Origin of the sequence: Pseudomonas sp. NyZ480, from assembly GCF_029537255.1 — a bacterium.
GTDB classification, from domain to species: Bacteria; Pseudomonadota; Gammaproteobacteria; order Pseudomonadales; family Pseudomonadaceae; genus Aquipseudomonas; species Aquipseudomonas taiwanensis.
Map to the genome: position 1 here is coordinate 4,393,893 of NZ_CP120626.1, position 18,208 is coordinate 4,412,100.

Genomic DNA, 18,208 nt, shown 5'->3' on the forward strand with positions numbered 1-18,208 from the left:
CGGCGAATGCAGCACCGGAGCATCCGACTTGCTAAAACGATCCCTCGGCACCCTCGCTCTCTTCTCCGTCCTGGCCGGCTGCGCCAGCCACGACATTGACCCCAGCGGTTACGATAAGACCGGCACCGCCTCCTATTACGGCGCTCGCCACCACGGCAAGCGCACCGCCAGCGGCGAACCTTTCAACCAGCATGGCCTCACCGCCGCCCACCGTAGCCTGCCCTTCGGCAGCCGCGTTCTGGTCACCAACCTGGCCAACCAACGCAGTGTGGTTGTGCGAATCAACGACCGTGGCCCGCACACGCGCGGCCGCCTGATCGACCTTTCACGTGCCGCCGCAGAAAAAATCGGCATGCTCCGTAGCGGAACGGCGCGAGTCCGGGTACAAGGTCTGAGCGACTGACTCGACTGGAGCCTCGACCATTTTCGACCTGGCCACCCTCCCCACCTTCAGCCTGCTGCAACTGGGCCTGGCCCTGCTATTGCTGATCGGCGGTGCCGAACTGATGGTGCGCGCCGCCCTGCGCCTGGCCCAACGCCTGCATGTGCGGCCGCTGATCATCGGCTTGAGCCTGGTGGCTTTCGGCAGCACCGCACCGCAACTGACGGTGAGCCTGCAAGCTGCCTATCAGGGCGCCCCGGACGTCGCCGTGGGCAGCGTGATCGGCAGCAACATTTTCAACGTGCTGGTCATTCTTGGCCTGGCGGCACTGATCATCCCCTTGCGGGTATCACGCCAACTGGTGCGCCTGGACATTCCGCTGATGATCGCCGCCAGCGCCTTGGTCTACGCGCTTGCAGCCAATGGTTACCTAGGCCGCCTGGAAGGGGGCCTGTTGCTCTTCGGCCTGGCGGGCTACCTGGCCATGCTCTGGCACCAGTCCCGCCACTATGCCCGCACCTACCCCGCGCCCAGCGTGGCCACGATCAGCACCCGGCGCTTCTGGTTTACCGTGACGCTGCAGATCCTATTGGGCCTGGGCCTACTGAGCCTGGCCGGCCACTTGATGCTGGAAGCTGCCGTCGAAGTCGCCACCGACCTGGGACTGTCCGAACGCATCATCGGGCTCACCGTGGTGGCCGTGTGCACCTCCCTGCCAGAACTGGCCACCGCAATGATCGCCGCCTTGCGCGGCGAACGGGAAATCGCCGTGGGCACGGTCGTCGGCAGCAATCTGTTCAACCTGCTCGCGGTGCTCGGCCTGACCGCGACGATTGCCCCCGAGCCGCTTTCGATCTCGCCCAACGCCCTGGCCTTCGACCTGCCCGTGATGCTGGGCGTCGCAGCCCTGAGTCTGCCGGTGTTCTATTCCGGCTACCGGATCACCCGCGCCGAGGGCCTGGTGTTCCTGTGCCTGTACCTGGCCTATGGCCTGCACGTGGTGGCGTTCACCACAGGCATGCCACTGGCCGGCCGCCTGGAACGGCTGATGCTGTTCTATGTCTTGCCGGTGCTGGGCGTGGTGCTGCTGTACACCACGTTGCGCGCCTGGCGTCGCCAACACTAAGGAAAACAACATGGCCGAACACAACACCGGCGAACAGATTCGCCGCCAGGTGATGGGGGATGCATTCGTCGACCGCGCCCTGAACAACGCCACCGACTTTACCCAACCGCTGCAGGACTTCGTCAACCAACACGCCTGGGGCAGTGTCTGGGCTCGCGACGGGTTGCCGTTGAAGACCCGCAGCCTGATCACCCTGGCGACCCTGACGGCACTCAAGTGCCCGCAAGAGCTCAAGGGGCATGTGCGCGGGGCCTTGAACAATGGCTGTACGGTGGAGGAGATCCGCGAGGCGTTGCTGCATTGCGCAGTGTATGCCGGAGTACCCGCGGCGATCGATGCCTTCAGGGCAGCCCAGGAAGTAATCGACACCCACCAGGGTTGAACGATGTATCGCCGTCACGCCGGCTCCCAACGTGCAGGAGCCGACGTGCCGGCGATAACGCCAGACCGTCTTACTTGGCTTGGCGCGCCTTCTTCATCTTGAAGGCCACCCACAACACAGCGATCCACGCCGGAATCAACAACACCGAGATACGAATCGGCGGGGTCAGGTACATCACCACCAGAATCAGCACGATGAACGCCAGGCACAGGTAGTTGGTCACCGGGTGACCCCAGCTGCGGTAGAACGGGTTGATACCCGCCGCCAGCTTGGCTTTACGGAACTTCAGGTGGGTAATGCTGATGCTGGCCCAGTTGATCACCAAGGCCGACACCGCCAGGGCCATCAACAGACCGAAGGCTTCACCTGGCATCAGGTAGTTGATCAGCACGCACATGCCGGTGGCGAACGCCGACACACCCAGCGCCGTCAGCGGCACGCCACGACGGCTGACCTTGAGCAACTGCCGCGGCGCATCACCCTGGCTGGCCAGGCCGAACAGCATGCGGCTGTTGGCGTACACACAGCTGTTGTAGACCGACAGTGCAGCCGTCAGCACCACGATATTGAGGATGGTCGCGACCAGATCGCTGTCCAGCTCGTGGAAGATCATCACGAACGGGCTGCCGCCCTGCACGACCTTCTGCCACGGGTACAGCGACAGCAACACTGCCAGTGCACCGATGTAGAAAATCAGGATGCGGTACACCACCTGGTTGGTCGCCTTGGGGATGCTCTGGCGTGGGTTGTCTGCTTCGGCGGCGGTAATACCCACCAGCTCCAGGCCACCGAAGGAGAACATGATCACCGCCAAGGCCATGATCAAGCCAGTCACGCCGTTGGGGAAGAAACCACCGTACTGCCACAGGTTGGCCACGCTGGCGTCCGGCCCGCCGTGGCCACTGCTCAACAGCCAGGCACCAAAGCCGATCATGCTGACGATGGCTACCACCTTGACCAGCGCGAACCAGAACTCCAGCTCACCATAGACCTTAACCTGGGTCAGGTTGATGGCGTTGATCGCCACGAAGAAGATCGCCGCCGTGGCCCAGGTGGGAAAATCCGGCCACCAGTACTGCACGTAGATGCCCACGGCCGTCAGCTCGGCCATGCCTACCAGCACGTACACCACCCAGTAGTTCCAGCCCGATACGAAACCTGCGAACTCGCTCCAGTACTGGTGGGCGAAATGGCTGAAGCTGCCGGCGACCGGCTCTTCGACCACCATCTCGCCGAGCTGGCGCATGATGAAGAAGGCCATGAGGCCGGCAATGGCGTAGCCCAGCAGCACGGACGGGCCGGCCAGCTGGATGGTTTGGGCAATGCCCAGGAACAGCCCGGTGCCGATGGCCCCGCCCAGCGCGATCAACTGGATATGGCGATTCTTCAGCCCGCGCTGTAACCGCTCGGGCGTGCTCTGGTCTTGCATGAAGTGTCCTTTAGTCAGGAGGCCGTGTTGTTGGAGTTGTTTGCAGTCAAGGATCTAGATCCATCCGCCCCACTGCAAGATGAAAATGCCAATGTTGGTGGTAATCGCCGCCATTAGTGTGGTGATCACGATGATAGAAGCCGCCAGCTCATGATTGCCGTTGGCCGCCCGGGCCATGACATAACTGGCCGCAGCGGTCGGGCTGCCGATGTACAGGAACAGGATGCCCAGCTCGGCCCCACGGAACCCGCACAACCAGGCACCCAGGGTGCCGATCAACGGCAGCCAGAGCATCTTCACCAGGCTGGCGTCGATCGCCAGCCTGCCGCTGTCACGCAGGGCCGCCAGCGACAGGGTACCGCCGATACAGATGAGCGCCAGCGGCAGGGTCATCTGCGCCAGGTAATCACCCGAAGTCAAAAGCCAGTTAGGCAGCGGTACTTGCCCGTACGCCATGGGAGTGGCCACCAGCACGCTGATGATCAACGGGTTGCTGAAGATGCTCTTGCAAATGCTCCAGGGGTCGGACTTCAGGTCGGGGCTGTACACCGCCAGCACCACCGCCGACAGCGAGTTGTACATGAGGATGACCAGCCCCGCGAGCACCGCCCCCAGCGAGATGCCGTAGTCACCGTAGAGACTGGCCGCCAGGGCCAGGCCAATGACCCCGTTGTTGCCACGAAATGCCCCTTGGGTATAGATGCCCCGGTCGGCCAGCGGGCTACGCCAGATCGCCATGCCCCAGGCCAAGGCGAAACCGACCAGCGTGGCGACGATGAAATAGAGGATGACTCCAGGTTTGACTGCCGAAGCCAGGTCGGCGTGGTAGATACCCAGGAACAGCAACGCCGGCATGCAGACGTTGAACACCAACTGCGAGGCGACGCGATTGAAGTTGTCGTCGATCAGGTGAATGCGTTTGAGCAACACGCCCATGAACAACATGGCGAACACCGGGGCCGTGATGTTCAGCGTCTGGATAAGAAGGGCGAGCATGCGCAAGCGATCCTGATGGGAGTTGCCGTTAGGTGGCTAATGATACGCCAACGCGTCAGGAAATGCGGGGATCGTGGAGGACTATCGCGGACGTTTCTGCCTTTGCTGGCCTCCTCGCGGGCAAACCCGCTTCACAGGGATGTGCACCCCGTGGGCGTGGGTTTACCCGCGAAAGGGCCGGTGCAGGCAGCAGGAGGTCAACGGCGGACCGGGCGCTTCTGCAATTTGCGCTGCAAGGTCCGGCGGTGCATGCCCAGCGCCCGCGCAGTGGCGGAGATATTGCCTTCGTGTTCGTTGAGCACGCGCTGAATGTGTTCCCACTGCAAGCGGTCGACCGACATCGGGTTTTCCGGCACCAAGGTATCGAGGTCGGTATGTTCCGAGAGCAGCGCCGCCAGCACATCGTCCGCGTCGGCTGGCTTGCACAGGTAGTTGCAGGCACCGCGCTTGACCGCCTCGACCGCCGTGGCAATGCTCGAGTAACCGGTCAGGATCACCACACGCATTTCCGGGTCCAGCTCCAGAAGCTTGGGCAGCAGCACCAGACCGGAATCGCCTTCCATCTTCAGGTCCAACGTGGCGTAGTCCGGCAAGTCCTGCTGGGCCAGAATCAGCCCTTCTTCAGCGGAACTGGCCGTGCTGACACGGAACCCCCGACGGCTCATGGCACGGGCCATGACCCGAGTGAAGGTGGCATCGTCATCCACCAGCAACAGGTGGGGCAATTCTTCGCCTTCGACCTGGTTTTCTTCGCTCATCTTTCATCTCCTCGCTTGCCATAGGGCAGGCGCAGTTCGGTCAGGGTGCCACCCTGTTCATGACTATAGAGTTTCACCGAACCGCCCGCACGGGTCACGCTGGCCTTGCTCAAGAACAGGCCCAGGCCGAAGCCTTTGCCCTTGGTGGTGATAAAGGGTTTGCCGATGGCCTCGGCAATGGCCGGCGGCACGCCCGGGCCATGGTCACGGATGCTGATGACGATGTCCTGGGCGTCCCAGTCCAAGCGCACTTCCAAGTCATCCGGACAGGCATCGGCGGCATTGTTCAACAGGTTCAGCAGGGCCTGGGTCAAATCCGGCGGCGGGGTCAGGCGAGGCACCTGGCCGTCTCGCAGGCGCTGGAACCGGTAGCTGGCTTCCGGGCGCATCAGGTGCCAGCGGTTGAGCGCCTCGTCGAGCCAGGCGGTAACGTCCTGCTCGACCACCGCCATGCGTCGGTTGGCCTCGGCTGCCCGCACCAGTTGCTGCAGGGTTTCCTTGCACAGTTTGACCTGGTCCTGAAGGATCTGCAGATCTTCCTGCAGCATCGGGTCCGAATGGTCCTGGCGCATTTCATTGAGCAGGACGCTCATGGTCGCCAGCGGCGTGCCCAACTCATGGGCCGCGCCTGCCGCCTGGGTGGCCACGGCCAGCAACTGCTCGTCGCGCAGGCTTTCTTCCCGCCGCTCGGAACGCAGTTGCTCCTGGCGACGCAGCTCTTCGGCCATGCGGGCGGCGAAGAAGGTGATCACCGCTGCCGCCAGCGCGATGCTCAGCCACATGCCGTACACCTGCATCTTGTCCCGCGCCATCGGCAACCCTTCGAGCGGGTAGAACTGCACCAGCAACAGGCTGTAGGCCGTCAGCGCGATGCCAGAGAGAATCAGCGAGTAGAGCCATGGCAGGGTCACTGCGGCAATCGCCAACGGCACCAGGTAATACGACACGAACGGGTTGGTCGAGCCGCCCGAGTAATAAAGCAACGCACTGTGAATCAGCAGGTCACAGGCCAGTTGCAAGGCGTATTCCAGCTCGGTGACTGGCAGCGACAGGCGCAGGCGCAACGCGGTGAACGCGCACAGGATGGATGAGAGTGCCAACGTCGCCGCCAGCGAGAACCAGGGCAGCGGCAGCAGTTCGGTCCAGTAGGCGACGCCCACCGAGCCGGCCTGGGCAGCCAGGACCAGCACGCGAATGACGGTCAGGCGCCAGAGGTTCTGACGGGTAGCGGATAGCGGTTGTACGGCGGCGAGCATGAGCTCTCCTGATGAGTGCTCCAGGAAAATCGGCTGGAGTATACCGAAGCCAGGCGCTTCGCTGCAGCGATGCGGCAAAGCGCCACACTTTGTCACAGGTTCATGATGGCACTTTTGAACCCACTACACTGTTCCCGGTCTGATGGGCCATGCGTGGAAAGGAACGCCCAAGCCCACGCCTTTTATTGCCAAGGAGTCCTACATGCAAATTTCCCGTCGCGGCGCCGCCCTGGTCATGTCTTGCGGCCTGCTCGCCAGCTTGCCTGCACTGGCCGCCGATGAGCCACGCTACAACCAGGTGTCGCTGCGCGCCGAAGTCAGCAAGGAAGTCCCACGCGACTTGATGGTGGTGACCCTTTACAGCGAAGCGCAGAACACCGACCCAGGCAAGCTGGCCAAGCAGATCACCGAAACCCTGAACACGTCCATCCAGCAGGCCCGTCAGGTCAAGGACGTGAAGATCAGCCAGGGCAGCCGCAACAGCTACCCGGTATACGACAGCAAAGGCCAGAAGATCACCGGCTGGCGCGAACGTGCCGAGCTGCGCCTTGAGAGCGCCGACTTCCCGGCCTTGTCGCAGCTGACCGCCGACTTGCTGCAGAACATGAAAATGGGCGGCATGGACTTCTCCATCGCCGCAGCCACCCGCAAGGCCAGCGAGGATGCCCTGCTCAAGGACGCCGTCGAGGCCTTCAAGGCACGCGCCCAACTGGCCACCGAGGCCCTGGGTGGCAAGGGCTACAAGGTGGTCAGCCTGAACCTCAACAGTAGCGGCTACCCACGCCCGTACCTGCGTAGCGCGCCCATGGCGATGAAAGCCATGGGTGCCGACGAAGCGGCCCCGGCGCCGGACATCGAGGCCGGCACCAGTGAAGTCAGCATGAACGCCGATGGCCTGATCGAAGTGCAAATGCCCTGACCCATCCCTTGAGGGGCGCCATGCGCCCCTCTCGCGGCACAAAGCCGCACACGCAGCGCTCTAACTTAGTAATTTCAGACATTTCCTACGCACGAAAACGGTGCGTCCTACGTATCATCCCGCCTCGAAATAATCAGCAAAATGCCATCTTTCGGCCTGCGCAAACGTTCAACTTGCGTGAAAGTTACATGAATGCGACATCCATGTACGGTCGTACTACTTTTCTGGCGCCAACTATCCTCCTGACTGTTGCATTGGGAATACCCCCTGCATAAGTATCCGCAGGTCGGCTCACGAGGCCACCTCAACTGAAAAAAATGACAACAATGAGGCCACCATGCTCAAACACGCAGTCATTCCGTTCCTGGTCGGCGCAGGCTTGCTAGCCGGCGCCCCCTTCGCCCAAGCCGCATCCAACCTGGTGTTCTGCTCCGAGGGCAGTCCAGCCGGCTTCGACCCTGGGCAGTACACCACGGGAACCGACTTCGACGCCTCGGCTGAAACCGTGTTCAACCGCCTGACCCAGTTCGAACGCGGCGGTACCGCGGTCATCCCGGGGCTCGCGACCAAGTGGGAAGTGTCTGACGACGGCAAGACCTATACCTTCCATCTGCGTGAAGGGGTCAAGTTCCACACCACCGACTACTTCAAGCCAACCCGGGCGTTCAACGCCGACGACGTGCTGTTCACCTTCAACCGCATGCTCGACAAGAACCACCCCTTCCGTAAAGCCTACCCCACCGAATTCCCCTACTTCACCGACATGGGCATGGACAAGAACATCGCCAAGGTGGAGAAACTCGACGATCACACCGTGCGTTTCACCCTCAATGAGGTCGATGCCGCGTTCATTCAGAACCTGGCCATGAGCTTCGCCTCCATTCAGTCGGCCGAGTACGCCGACCAGTTGCTCAAGCAAGGCAAGGCCGCCGACATCAACCAGAAGCCCATCGGCACGGGCCCGTTCGTGTTCAGCAAGTACCAGAAGGACGCGCAGATCCGATTCAAGGGCAACAAGGACTACTGGAAGCCTGAGGACGTGAAGATCGACAACTTGATCTTCGCCATCACCACCGATGCCTCGGTGCGCATGCAGAAACTGAAGAAGAACGAGTGTCAGGTCACCCTGTTCCCGCGCCCGGCGGACATCGAGCCGCTCAAAGAGGACAAGAACCTGCAGATGCCACAGCAGGCCGGTTTCAACCTGGGCTATATCGCCTACAACGTGATGGACAAGGTCAAGGGCAGCAACGAACCCAACCCGCTGTCCCAGCTCAAGGTCCGCGAAGCGCTGGATATGGCCGTAGACAAGAAGAAGATCATCGAATCGGTCTACCAGGGCGCCGGCCAGCTTGCCGTCAACGCCATGCCGCCGACCCAGTGGTCCTACGACGACAGCATCAAGGACGCCGCCTACGACCCGGAGAAAGCCAAGCAACTGCTCAAGGAAGCGGGTATCAAGGAAGGCACCGAGATCACCCTGTGGGCGATGCCGGTTCAACGTCCCTACAACCCCAACGCCAAGTTGATGGCCGAAATGCTGCAGTCCGACTGGGGCAAGATTGGTATCAAGGCCAAGATCGTCAGCTACGAATGGGGTGAGTACATCAAGCGTTCCAAGGGCGGCGAGCAGGGTGCGATGCTGATTGGCTGGAGCGGCGACAACGGTGACCCGGACAACTGGCTCGGTACCCTCTACGGTTGCGATGCCATTGACGGCAACAACTTCTCCAAGTGGTGCTACAAGCCCTATGACGACCTGATCAAGCAGGCCAAGGCCACCTCCGACCAGGGCAAACGCACCGAGCTGTACCAGAAGGCGCAACACATCCTCAAGGAACAGGTACCCATCACACCTATCGCGCACTCCACCGTGTATCAGCCAATGAGCGCCAAGGTGAAGGACTTCAAGATCAGTCCGTTCGCGTTGAACTCGTTCTACGGCGTCAGCGTAGACAAGTAGCACCGCAACCTTCGCCCCTTCCCCTACATGCAGCCCACCCCGACGCTACCCGCGTCGGGTTTGGGTCCCTGTTGCCGCAATTCGTACCCCGAGGCGGCGAGAACAGCTGGAAAAGGAATTGCCATGCGCCACGTTACCCGTCTTTCGACCCTGCTTGCCCTCAGCCTGCTGGCCCAGGCCTCTGCCCTCCAGGCCAAGAGCCTGGTGTTCTGCTCGGAGGGCAGTCCGGCAGGGTTCGACACAGCCCAGTACACCAGCGCCACCGACAATGACGCCGCCGAGCCGATCTACAACCGACTGGTCGAGTTCGAGCGCGGCGGCACAGCGGTACAACCCGCCCTGGCTACCCGATGGGAAGTATCCGATGACGGCCTGCGCTACACCTTCCACCTGCGCGAAGGGGTCAAGTTCCACGCCAACAAGGTTTTCACCCCAAGCCGCGACTTCAATGCCGAGGATGTGCTGTTCACTTTCAACCGCATGCTCGACAAGCAGCACCCGTTCCGTAAGGCCTACCCCACTGAGTTCCCCTACTTCGTCAGCATGGGCCTGGACAAGAACATCGCCCGTGTCGAGAAAACCGACCCGCACACCGTGGTGTTCACCCTCAACCGCGTCGATGCCGCGTTCATCCAGAACCTGGCCATGAGCTTCGCCTCGATACTGTCCGCCGAGTACGCCCAACAACTGCTGGCCAGCGGCCGCCCCAGCGACATCAACCAGCAACCGATCGGCACTGGCCCCTTCGTATTCCAGCGCTACCAGAAAGACGCGCAGATCCGCTTCAAGGGCAACAAAGACTACTGGGCAGCGAATGAGGTCAAGATCGACAACCTGGTGTTCTCGATCAACGTCGACCCTTCGGTGCGCATTCAGAAGCTGCGCCGCAATGAATGCCAGGTCACCCTGCACCCGCGCCCGGCAGACCTGCCAGCGCTCAGGGGAGACGACCGGTTGCAGGTGCTCCGGCAACCTGGCTTCAACCTCGGCTACATCGCCTACAACACCCAACATCCACCGTTCGACCGGCTGGAAGTCCGCCAGGCCATGGACATGGCGGTGAACAAACAGGCGATTCTCCAGGCGGTGTATCAGGACTCCGGCCAACAGGCGGTCAACGCCATGCCGCCCACTCAATGGTCCTATGACCAAACCATCAAGGATGCCCCGTTCGACCCGGCCAAAGCCAAGGCCCTGCTGCAACAGGCCGGTGTCAAGGAAGGCACCGAAGTCACCCTGTGGGCCATGCCGGTGCAACGCCCCTACAACCCCAACGCCAAGCTCATGGCCGAGATGCTGCAGGCCGACTGGAGCAAGCTCGGCTTCAAGGTGCGCATCGTCAGCTACGAGTGGGGCGAGTACCTCAAGCGCATGAAGAGCGGTGAACACGATATCGCCCTGATCGGCTGGACCGGTGACAACGGCGACCCGGACAACTGGCTGGGCACCCTCTACAACTGTGATGCCATCGGCAGCAACAACTACTCGCTGTGGTGCGACCCGCAGTACGACAGCCTGGTGAAGAAAGCCAAGCAAGTCACCGACCGCGCCGAACGCACGGCGCTTTACCAACAGGCCCAGCAGCGCCTCAAGCAGCAGGTGCCGATCACGCCGGTGGCGCATTCCACCGTCAACCAGCCGATCAGCGCCAAGGTCGCCGACTTTCGGGTCAGCCCGTTTGGCCGCAACGACTTCTCGGGTGTGAGCATCGACTGACCTGCAACCGATACCGGTCCTATCGCCGGCAAGCCAGCGCCTGCACGGGCTGTGGCTGCTGGAGCCGGCTTGCCGGCGAGAAGGCCGGTACAGACGAAGAACATGCCCGGCGATCCCGTGGCAACCCTGGCAACACCGCAGCAAACACCCCAGCCCACGAGGCCTGGTGAGAACTAAAAGAAAAGAAAGGGAGCTTTACTTTGAAACGTTTCACGATAACCGCGCTGGCCTTATCCATCGGCACCTTCTGCGCCATGGCACAGGCCGAAACCCAGAGCCAGGACTACGTTCCGTTCAGCCTGAAAAGCACCAGCGAGCAGGACGATGCCAAAGGCTTCATCGACGGCCAGAGCCTATCCGGCAGCACCCGTAACTGGTACGCCCGCGAGCGCGCCACCCGCGCTCCGCTGTGGAAGTATTACAAGAGCGATGGCACCCGCCACGACACCCACAGCCGGGACAACTGGCTGCAAGGCACCATCCTCAACTACAGCTCGGGCTTCACCCAGGGCACCGTGGGCTTCGCCGTGGAAGCGGCCGGCTACAACGCCATCGCCCTGGAACAGGGCCGCGCGGCAGTCGCCGGCCCCAACAACCGTACCCTGACCCACAGCGATGGCGACCCCATCGGCCAGTGGAGCAAGATGGGCCTGGCCAACGTCAAGGCACGCGTGTCCAACACCACCCTCACCGTGGGCCGCCAATCCGTCGACACACCGATGATCGCCTTCATCGGTAACCGTGCCCTGCCATCGAGCTTCCAGGGTGCATTCCTGCACAGCGCCGAGTTCGACAACCTTTCGTTCGATCTCGGCACCTTCGACCGGGTCTCCCCGCGTACCGAGCAGAGCCTGAGCAAATTCCGCAGCGAGTACAGCGCCACCGGTGTCGAAACCGACCGTGCCAGCACCGCCGGGGTCAACTACCAGCCGCTCAAGAGCCTGACTACCAGCCTGTACGCCACCAAGGTCGATGATTTCTGGAACCAGTACTACTTCGGTGCCAACCACGTGCTGGGCGACAGCGCGGTGCTTAGCCTGACCACCGGCCTGAACTACTACAAGACCGTGGACGAAGGCAGCAAGAAGATGGGTGACATCGACAACGACACCTACAGCCTGTCGCTTGGCCTGACTCACCAGGCCCACACCCTCGCCGCCTCGTGGCAGCAGGTGAACGGCAACGAGTACTTCGACTACCTGCACGAGACCAACGGCATCTACCTGGCCAACTCGCTGCTGTCGGACTTCAACGGCCCGAACGAGAAATCCCTGCAGATTTCCTACGTACTGAACATGGCGCCCTACGGCGTGCCTGGCCTGAAGTTCAACCTGTACAACGCCCGAGGCTGGGGCATCGACGGTACTCACTACCGCGGCACCGCCTACGACGTGAATGGACTGGATGGCGAGACCCATTACGAGTGGGGGATCGGCACCAGCTACGCGGTACAGAGCGGGCCACTGAAAGACACCAGCATCCGCGCCACCTACACCGCGCACCGGGCCAGCAAGGCCCAGGGTGATGGCAGCCTGGACGAACTGCGTATCGTCACCACCATTCCGTTCAACATTCTGTAACCGCTGACGCCACGGCCCGCTCCACCTCGGGCCGTGGCGGCTACGCTGGAAACAATGCAAGCAGGGAGTTTCCATGAAATCGTTACCGCTCCGCGCTGCCCTCGCAGCGGTCATCCTGGGCAGTGCCACGCACCTGGCGGCCAAGCCGCTGGTGGTATGCACCGAAGCCAGCCCGGAAGGCTTCGACATCGTCCAGTACACCACGGCGGTCACCGCCGACGCCGCGGCCGAGACCGTATTCAACCGTCTGGTCGACTTCAAGCCCGGCACCACTGATATCCAGCCCGCCCTGGCCGAGCGTTGGGACGTCTCGCCAGACGGCCTGACCTATACCTTCCACCTGCGCGAAGGCGTCAAGTTCCACACCACCGACTACTTCACGCCTACCCGCGATTTCAACGCCGACGACGTGCTGTGGAGCCTGAACCGCCAGCTCGACCCGAACCACCCGTGGCACGCCAAGAGCAGCGTCGGCTACCCATACTTCGAAAGCATGGCCTTCAAGGAACTGCTCAAGTCGGTGGAAAAGACCGACGATCGCACCGTGGTGATCACACTCACTCGACCGGAGGCACCGTTCCTGCGTGACATGGCCATGGCCTTCACCTCGATCTACTCCGCCGAATACGGCGACCAGTTGCTCAAGGCGGGAAAGACCGGCGACCTCAACAGCAAGCCCATCGGCACCGGTCCCTTCGTCTTCCAGCGCTACAACAAGGACGCCCAGGTCCGCTACAAAGCCAACCCGGACTATTTCCGCGGCAAGCCACCGGCCGACTCGCTGATCTTCGCCATCGCCACCGACAGCAACGTGCGCCTGCAGAAACTGCGCGCCAACGAATGCCAGGTGGCGTTGTACCCCAAGCCAGACGATGTGCCGTCGATCAAGGCGGACCCCAAGCTGAAGGTCGACGAGATCGAAGCACTGGTCACCGGTTACATCTCGATGAATACCGAGCACAAGTACCTGAGCGATGTGCGCGTGCGCAAAGCCATCAACATGGCCTTCGACCGCCAGACCCATGTTGACCAGCTATTCGGCAAGGGCAACGCACTGGTCGGCGTGAACCCCTACCCACCGACCATGATCGGCTACAACACCGACAACAAGAACCCGCCTCGCGACTTGGCCAAGGCCCGCGAGTTGCTCAAGCAAGCGGGTGTACCCGAAGGCACCGTGATCACCCTGTTCACCCGCAATGGCGGCGGCCCGACCAACCCCAACCCACGGCTGTCCGCCGAGATGCTGCAGGCCGACCTCAAGCAGATCGGCCTCAAGCTGGATATCCGCGTGATGGAATGGGCCGAGATGCTGCGCAGGGCGAAGAACGGTGAAGCCGACCTGGTGTCCACCGGGTGGGCCGGCGACAACGGCGACCCGGACAACTTCCTCAGTCCCCTGCTCAGCTGCGATGCCGCCAAAAGCGGCGAGAACTACGCGCGCTGGTGCAACCCCAGATTCCAGGAGCTGATCACCCGCGCCCGCGAAGTGATCGACAACGACCAACGCGCAAGGCTCTATGCCGAGGCTTTGAAGGTGTACGATGACGATCAACCCTGGATCAGCATGGCCCATCCGAAGATGTTCACCGCCATGCGTGACAACGTGGAGGGTTACGTGATCAACCCTCTGACCAACAACAACTTCGCCACCACCAAGGTGAAGTAGAACAACAACGACCGCCGGGACCCCACACGGGCACCGGCGGCACTGCCCTGACCGGCTGATGAGGTACCTCCGACAATGTTGAGTTTTATTGCCCGGCGTCTAGGCCTGCTGATTCCGACCTTCTTCGGTATCACCTTGCTGACCTTCGCGCTCATACGCCTGATCCCCGGCGACCCGGTGGAAGTCATGATGGGCGAGCGCAGGGTCGACCCTGAAATGCACGCCCAGGCCATGGAACGCCTGGGCCTGAACAAGCCCCTGCCGGTCCAGTACCTGGACTACGTCGGCAAACTCGCCCAGGGAGACCTGGGCGAGTCGCTGCGCACCCGCGAAAGTGTCTGGACCGAGTTTCTCACTCTGTTCCCGGCCACCCTCGAACTGGCCTTCGCCGCCCTGGTGTTCGCCGGAGTCGTCGGCCTGCTGGCCGGGGTGATCGCCGCGCTCAAGCGCGGTTCGCTGTTCGACCACGGGGTGATGGGCATTTCCCTGGCCGGCTATTCCATGCCGATCTTCTGGTGGGGCCTGATCCTGATCATGTTCTTCTCCGTGAGCCTGGGCTGGACCCCTGTGTCGGGGCGCATCGACCTGCTCTATGACATCGAGCCGAAGACCGGCTTCATGCTCATCGACACATTGCTCAGCGACGAAGAAGGCGCCTTCAAGGATGCCGTGATGCACCTGATCCTGCCAGCCATCGTGCTGGGCACCATCCCGCTGGCGGTGATCGCCCGCATGACCCGCTCGTCGATGCTCGAAGTGCTGCGCGAGGACTACATCCGTACCGCCCGCGCCAAAGGCCTGTCACCGGCCCGCGTGGTCTTCGTGCACGGTCTGCGTAACGCGTTGATCCCTGTCCTGACGGTGTTCGGCCTGCAGGTCGGCACCTTGCTGGCCGGTGCGGTGCTCACCGAAACCATCTTCTCCTGGCCGGGCATCGGCAAGTGGCTGATCGAAGCCATCGGCGCCCGTGACTACCCCGTGGTCCAGAATGGCATCCTGTTGATTGCCTGCCTGGTGATTCTGGTCAACTTCGTCGTGGACATCCTCTACGGCCTGGCCAACCCACGCATCCGTCATCAGCGCTGAGGTCTTCGCCATGACTAGCCCGATTCCAAAATCCGTCACGCCGGCCAGCCCGGTGGACCAAAGCCTGCTCTACCCGTCACCGTACAAAGAGTTCTGGCAGGCCTTTTCACGCAACAAAGGTGCAGTGCTGGGCCTGGCCTTCATGTGCCTGGTGGTGTTTTGCGCTGTGTTCGCCCCATGGGTCGCGCCGCACGACCCCAGCGAGCAGTACCGCGACTTCCTGCTGACCCCTCCGGTGTGGCTCGAAGGCGGTACCTGGCAGTTCATCCTCGGCACCGACGAACTGGGCCGCGACTTGCTCTCGCGGTTGATCCAGGGCGCTCGGCTGTCGCTGCTGATCGGCCTGTCGTCGGTGGTGATGTCGCTGATCCCCGGTATCCTGCTCGGCCTGCTGGCCGGGTTCTTCCCGCAGATCCTCGGCCCTTCGATCATGCGCCTGATGGACGTGATGCTGGCCCTGCCCTCGCTGCTGCTGGCCGTGGCCATCGTCGCCATCCTCGGCCCAGGCCTGATCAACACGGTGATCGCCATCGCCATCGTGTCACTGCCGTCCTACGTGCGCCTGACCCGCGCGGCGGTAATGGGCGAGTTGAACCGCGACTACGTCACCGCCGCGCGCCTGGCCGGTGCCGGCCTGCCGCGCTTGATGTTCGTCACCGTGCTACCCAACTGCATGGCGCCGCTGATCGTGCAGGCGACCCTGAGTTTCTCCTCGGCGATTCTCGACGCCGCGGCCCTGGGCTTCCTCGGCTTGGGCGTGCAACCGCCCACCCCGGAATGGGGCACCATGCTGGCTTCGGCACGTGACTACATCGAGCGCGCCTGGTGGGTGGTGAGCCTGCCCGGCCTGACCATTCTGCTCAGTGTGCTGGCAATCAACCTGATGGGCGACGGCCTGCGCGATGCGCTGGACCCGAAACTCAAGAACGCCGCCTGAGGAGAACGCCATGTCACTGTTGCAGATCAACAACCTGAACGTGCGCTTCGGCGACACCAATGCAGTACCCGTGGTGGACGGCCTGGACCTGGCGGTAGATGCCGGCGAGATCCTGGCCATCGTCGGCGAGTCCGGCTCGGGCAAGTCGGTGACCATGATGGCCCTGATGGGCCTGATCGACGCCCCCGGGCGTATCACTGCCGACGCCCTCACCTTCGACGGCACCGACATGCTCAAGCTCAGCGGCCGCCAGCGGCGCAAGGTGGTGGGCAAGGACATCGCCATGGTCTTCCAGGACCCGATGACCGCGCTCAACCCCAGCTACACCGTGGGCTACCAGATCGAGGAGGTGCTGCGCCAACACCTGGGCCTCAAGGGCAAGGCCGCTCGCCAGCGTGCCCTGGAATTGCTCAAGAAGGTCGAGATTCCGGCTGCCGAAAGCCGCCTGGACGCCTACCCGCACCAGTTGTCCGGCGGCATGAGCCAACGGGTGGCGATCGCCATGGCGATCGCCGGCGAGCCCAAGCTGCTGATCGCCGACGAGCCGACCACCGCCCTGGACGTGACCATCCAGGCGCAGATCATGGAACTGCTGGTCAACTTGCAGAAAGAGCGCAACATGGCGCTCATCCTGATCACCCACGACCTGGCCGTGGTGGCCGAAACCGCCAAGCGCGTGTGCGTGATGTACGCCGGGCAAGCCGTGGAAGTGGGCCAGGTACCAGAGCTGTTCGACGTACCCGCCCACCCTTACAGCGAAGCCCTGTTGGCGGCCATCCCCGAGCACAGTCTCGGTGCCGAACGCCTGTCCACGCTACCCGGCATCGTACCCGGTCGTTACGACCGCCCAGCCGGCTGCCTGCTGTCGCCGCGCTGCCCGTACGTGCAGGAAAACTGCCGGCGCCAGCGCCCACCCCTTGATCCCCAGGCGCATAGCCTGGTGCGTTGCTTCTATCCGCTGAACCAGGAGGTGGCGTGATGGCCGTCGTTCTTTCCGCTCGGGAGCTGACCCGGCATTACGAAGTATCGCGTGGTCTGTTCAAAGGCCATGCCCTGGTACGCGCCCTCAATGGCGTGTCGTTCGAGCTAGAGGCTGGCAAGACCCTGGCCGTGGTCGGCGAATCCGGCTGTGGCAAGTCGACCCTGGCCCGCGCCCTGACACTCATCGAAGAGCCCTCCTCCGGTTCGCTGCAAATCGCCGGCACCGAGGTCAAGGGCGCCAGCAAGGCTGAACGCAAGCAGCTGCGCCGCGATGTGCAGATGGTCTTCCAGAGCCCTTACGCGTCGCTCAACCCCCGGCAGAAAATCGGCGATCAACTGGCAGAACCGCTGTTGATCAACACCTCGCTGAGCAAGGCCGAGCGGCGCGAAAAAGTGCAGAAGATGATGGAACAGGTAGGCCTGCGTCCCGAGCATTACCAGCGCTACCCACACATGTTCTCCGGCGGCCAGCGCCAGCGGATTGCGTTGGCCCGGGCGATGATGCTGCAACCGAAGGTGCTGGTGGCGGACGAGCCAACCTCAGCGCTGGACGTGTCGATCCAGGCCCAGGTCCTTAACCTGTTCATGGACCTGCAAAGGGAGTTCAACACCGCCTACGTGTTCATTTCGCATAACCTGGCAGTAGTGCGCCATGTAGCGGATCAGGTGCTGGTGATGTACCTGGGCCGGCCGGCAGAGATGGGGCCGAAGGAGGATATCTACGAAAAGCCGCTGCATCCCTACACCCAGGCGTTGCTGTCGGCGACTCCGGCGATCCACCCGGACCCGCTGAAGCCGAAGATCCGCATTGCCGGCGAACTGCCCAACCCGCTGAACCCGCCAGAGGGCTGCGCGTTCCACAAGCGCTGCCCCTACGCGACCGAGCGGTGTGCCAACGAGGTACCGGCCTTCAGGCAGGTGGCCTCCCGGCAGGTGGCTTGCCATTATGCGGAGCAGTTTCTCTAGGCCCAGATAGCGCCCCTCGCCGGCAAGCCGGCTCCTACAGGCGCTGTAGGGGCCGGATTGTC

The 18,208-nt window shown here is 62.7% G+C and carries 16 protein-coding genes; 12 read left to right on the forward strand and 4 right to left on the reverse strand.

The window, feature by feature from the left end; translation table 11 throughout:
• Positions 1-28 precede the first annotated feature (28 nt).
• From P3R38_RS20190 to P3R38_RS20200, 3 genes are all read left to right on the forward strand, one after another.
• Positions 29-403 (forward strand): septal ring lytic transglycosylase RlpA family protein, encoded by a 375-nt coding sequence (locus tag P3R38_RS20190; protein WP_023382165.1) that lies wholly within the window; start codon positions 29-31, stop codon positions 401-403.
• Between the two features lie 61 nt (positions 404-464).
• Positions 465-1,508: a calcium/sodium antiporter gene (locus P3R38_RS20195; protein ID WP_027906590.1), complete on the forward strand. Its 1,044-nt coding sequence runs from the start codon at positions 465-467 to the stop codon at positions 1,506-1,508.
• 10 nt (positions 1,509-1,518) lie between these two features.
• Positions 1,519-1,890 carry a carboxymuconolactone decarboxylase family protein gene (locus P3R38_RS20200; protein ID WP_023382167.1) on the forward strand — a complete coding sequence of 124 codons (372 nt, stop codon included), beginning with the start codon at positions 1,519-1,521 and terminating at the stop codon, positions 1,888-1,890.
• Positions 1,891-1,960: 70 nt separating this feature from the next.
• On the opposite strand, the gene P3R38_RS20205 is transcribed toward P3R38_RS20200, so the two are convergent.
• The 4 genes from P3R38_RS20205 to P3R38_RS20220 form a co-directional block, all read right to left on the reverse strand.
• Positions 1,961-3,319, reverse strand: a complete 1,359-nt coding sequence (locus P3R38_RS20205) for an amino acid permease (protein ID WP_023382168.1) — start codon at positions 3,317-3,319, stop codon at positions 1,961-1,963.
• Between the two features lie 54 nt (positions 3,320-3,373).
• The gene (locus tag P3R38_RS20210) at positions 3,374-4,315 is read right to left on the reverse strand and encodes an AEC family transporter (RefSeq protein ID WP_023382169.1); all 942 of its coding nucleotides are present in this window, start codon (positions 4,313-4,315) and stop codon (positions 3,374-3,376) included.
• 197 nt (positions 4,316-4,512) lie between these two features.
• The gene (locus P3R38_RS20215) at positions 4,513-5,073 is read right to left on the reverse strand and encodes a response regulator transcription factor (protein WP_016391130.1); all 561 of its coding nucleotides are present in this window, start codon (positions 5,071-5,073) and stop codon (positions 4,513-4,515) included.
• A complete protein-coding gene (locus P3R38_RS20220) occupies positions 5,070-6,329 on the reverse strand; it encodes an ATP-binding protein (RefSeq protein WP_023382170.1) in 1,260 nt (419 codons plus the stop codon). Before P3R38_RS20220 ends, P3R38_RS20215 begins: the two co-directional genes overlap by 4 nt.
• Before the next feature lie 202 nt (positions 6,330-6,531).
• Between P3R38_RS20220 and P3R38_RS20225 the strand changes: the two genes are divergently transcribed.
• The 9 genes from P3R38_RS20225 to P3R38_RS20265 all read left to right on the forward strand — a co-directional run bounded on the left by P3R38_RS20225 (position 6,532) and on the right by P3R38_RS20265 (position 18,146).
• Entirely contained in the window at positions 6,532-7,248 is a 717-nt protein-coding gene (locus tag P3R38_RS20225) for an SIMPL domain-containing protein (protein WP_023382171.1), read from the forward strand.
• Between the two features lie 337 nt (positions 7,249-7,585).
• Positions 7,586-9,211, forward strand: coding sequence for an ABC transporter substrate-binding protein (locus P3R38_RS20230; RefSeq protein WP_023382172.1), 1,626 nt, complete (start codon positions 7,586-7,588; stop codon positions 9,209-9,211).
• 123 nt (positions 9,212-9,334) lie between these two features.
• Positions 9,335-10,927 carry an ABC transporter substrate-binding protein gene (locus tag P3R38_RS20235; RefSeq protein WP_277686545.1) on the forward strand — a complete coding sequence of 531 codons (1,593 nt, stop codon included), beginning with the start codon at positions 9,335-9,337 and terminating at the stop codon, positions 10,925-10,927.
• Positions 10,928-11,127: 200 nt separating this feature from the next.
• Positions 11,128-12,507 (forward strand): OprD family porin, encoded by a 1,380-nt coding sequence (locus tag P3R38_RS20240; protein WP_023382174.1) that lies wholly within the window; start codon positions 11,128-11,130, stop codon positions 12,505-12,507.
• Positions 12,508-12,580: 73 nt separating this feature from the next.
• The gene (locus tag P3R38_RS20245; protein ID WP_023382175.1) at positions 12,581-14,176 is read left to right on the forward strand and encodes an ABC transporter substrate-binding protein; all 1,596 of its coding nucleotides are present in this window, start codon (positions 12,581-12,583) and stop codon (positions 14,174-14,176) included.
• Positions 14,177-14,251: 75 nt separating this feature from the next.
• Complete coding sequence (locus P3R38_RS20250; protein ID WP_023382176.1) at positions 14,252-15,262, forward strand: ABC transporter permease subunit; 1,011 nt, start codon at positions 14,252-14,254, stop codon at positions 15,260-15,262.
• Between the two features lie 10 nt (positions 15,263-15,272).
• The gene (locus P3R38_RS20255; RefSeq protein ID WP_023382177.1) at positions 15,273-16,199 is read left to right on the forward strand and encodes an ABC transporter permease subunit; all 927 of its coding nucleotides are present in this window, start codon (positions 15,273-15,275) and stop codon (positions 16,197-16,199) included.
• Positions 16,200-16,209: 10 nt separating this feature from the next.
• Positions 16,210-17,178 carry an ABC transporter ATP-binding protein gene (locus tag P3R38_RS20260; RefSeq protein ID WP_023382178.1) on the forward strand — a complete coding sequence of 323 codons (969 nt, stop codon included), beginning with the start codon at positions 16,210-16,212 and terminating at the stop codon, positions 17,176-17,178.
• Complete coding sequence (locus tag P3R38_RS20265; RefSeq protein ID WP_023382179.1) at positions 17,178-18,146, forward strand: peptide ABC transporter ATP-binding protein; 969 nt, start codon at positions 17,178-17,180, stop codon at positions 18,144-18,146. The genes P3R38_RS20260 and P3R38_RS20265 overlap by 1 nt, the downstream gene beginning before the upstream one ends.
• Positions 18,147-18,208: the final 62 nt, after the last annotated feature.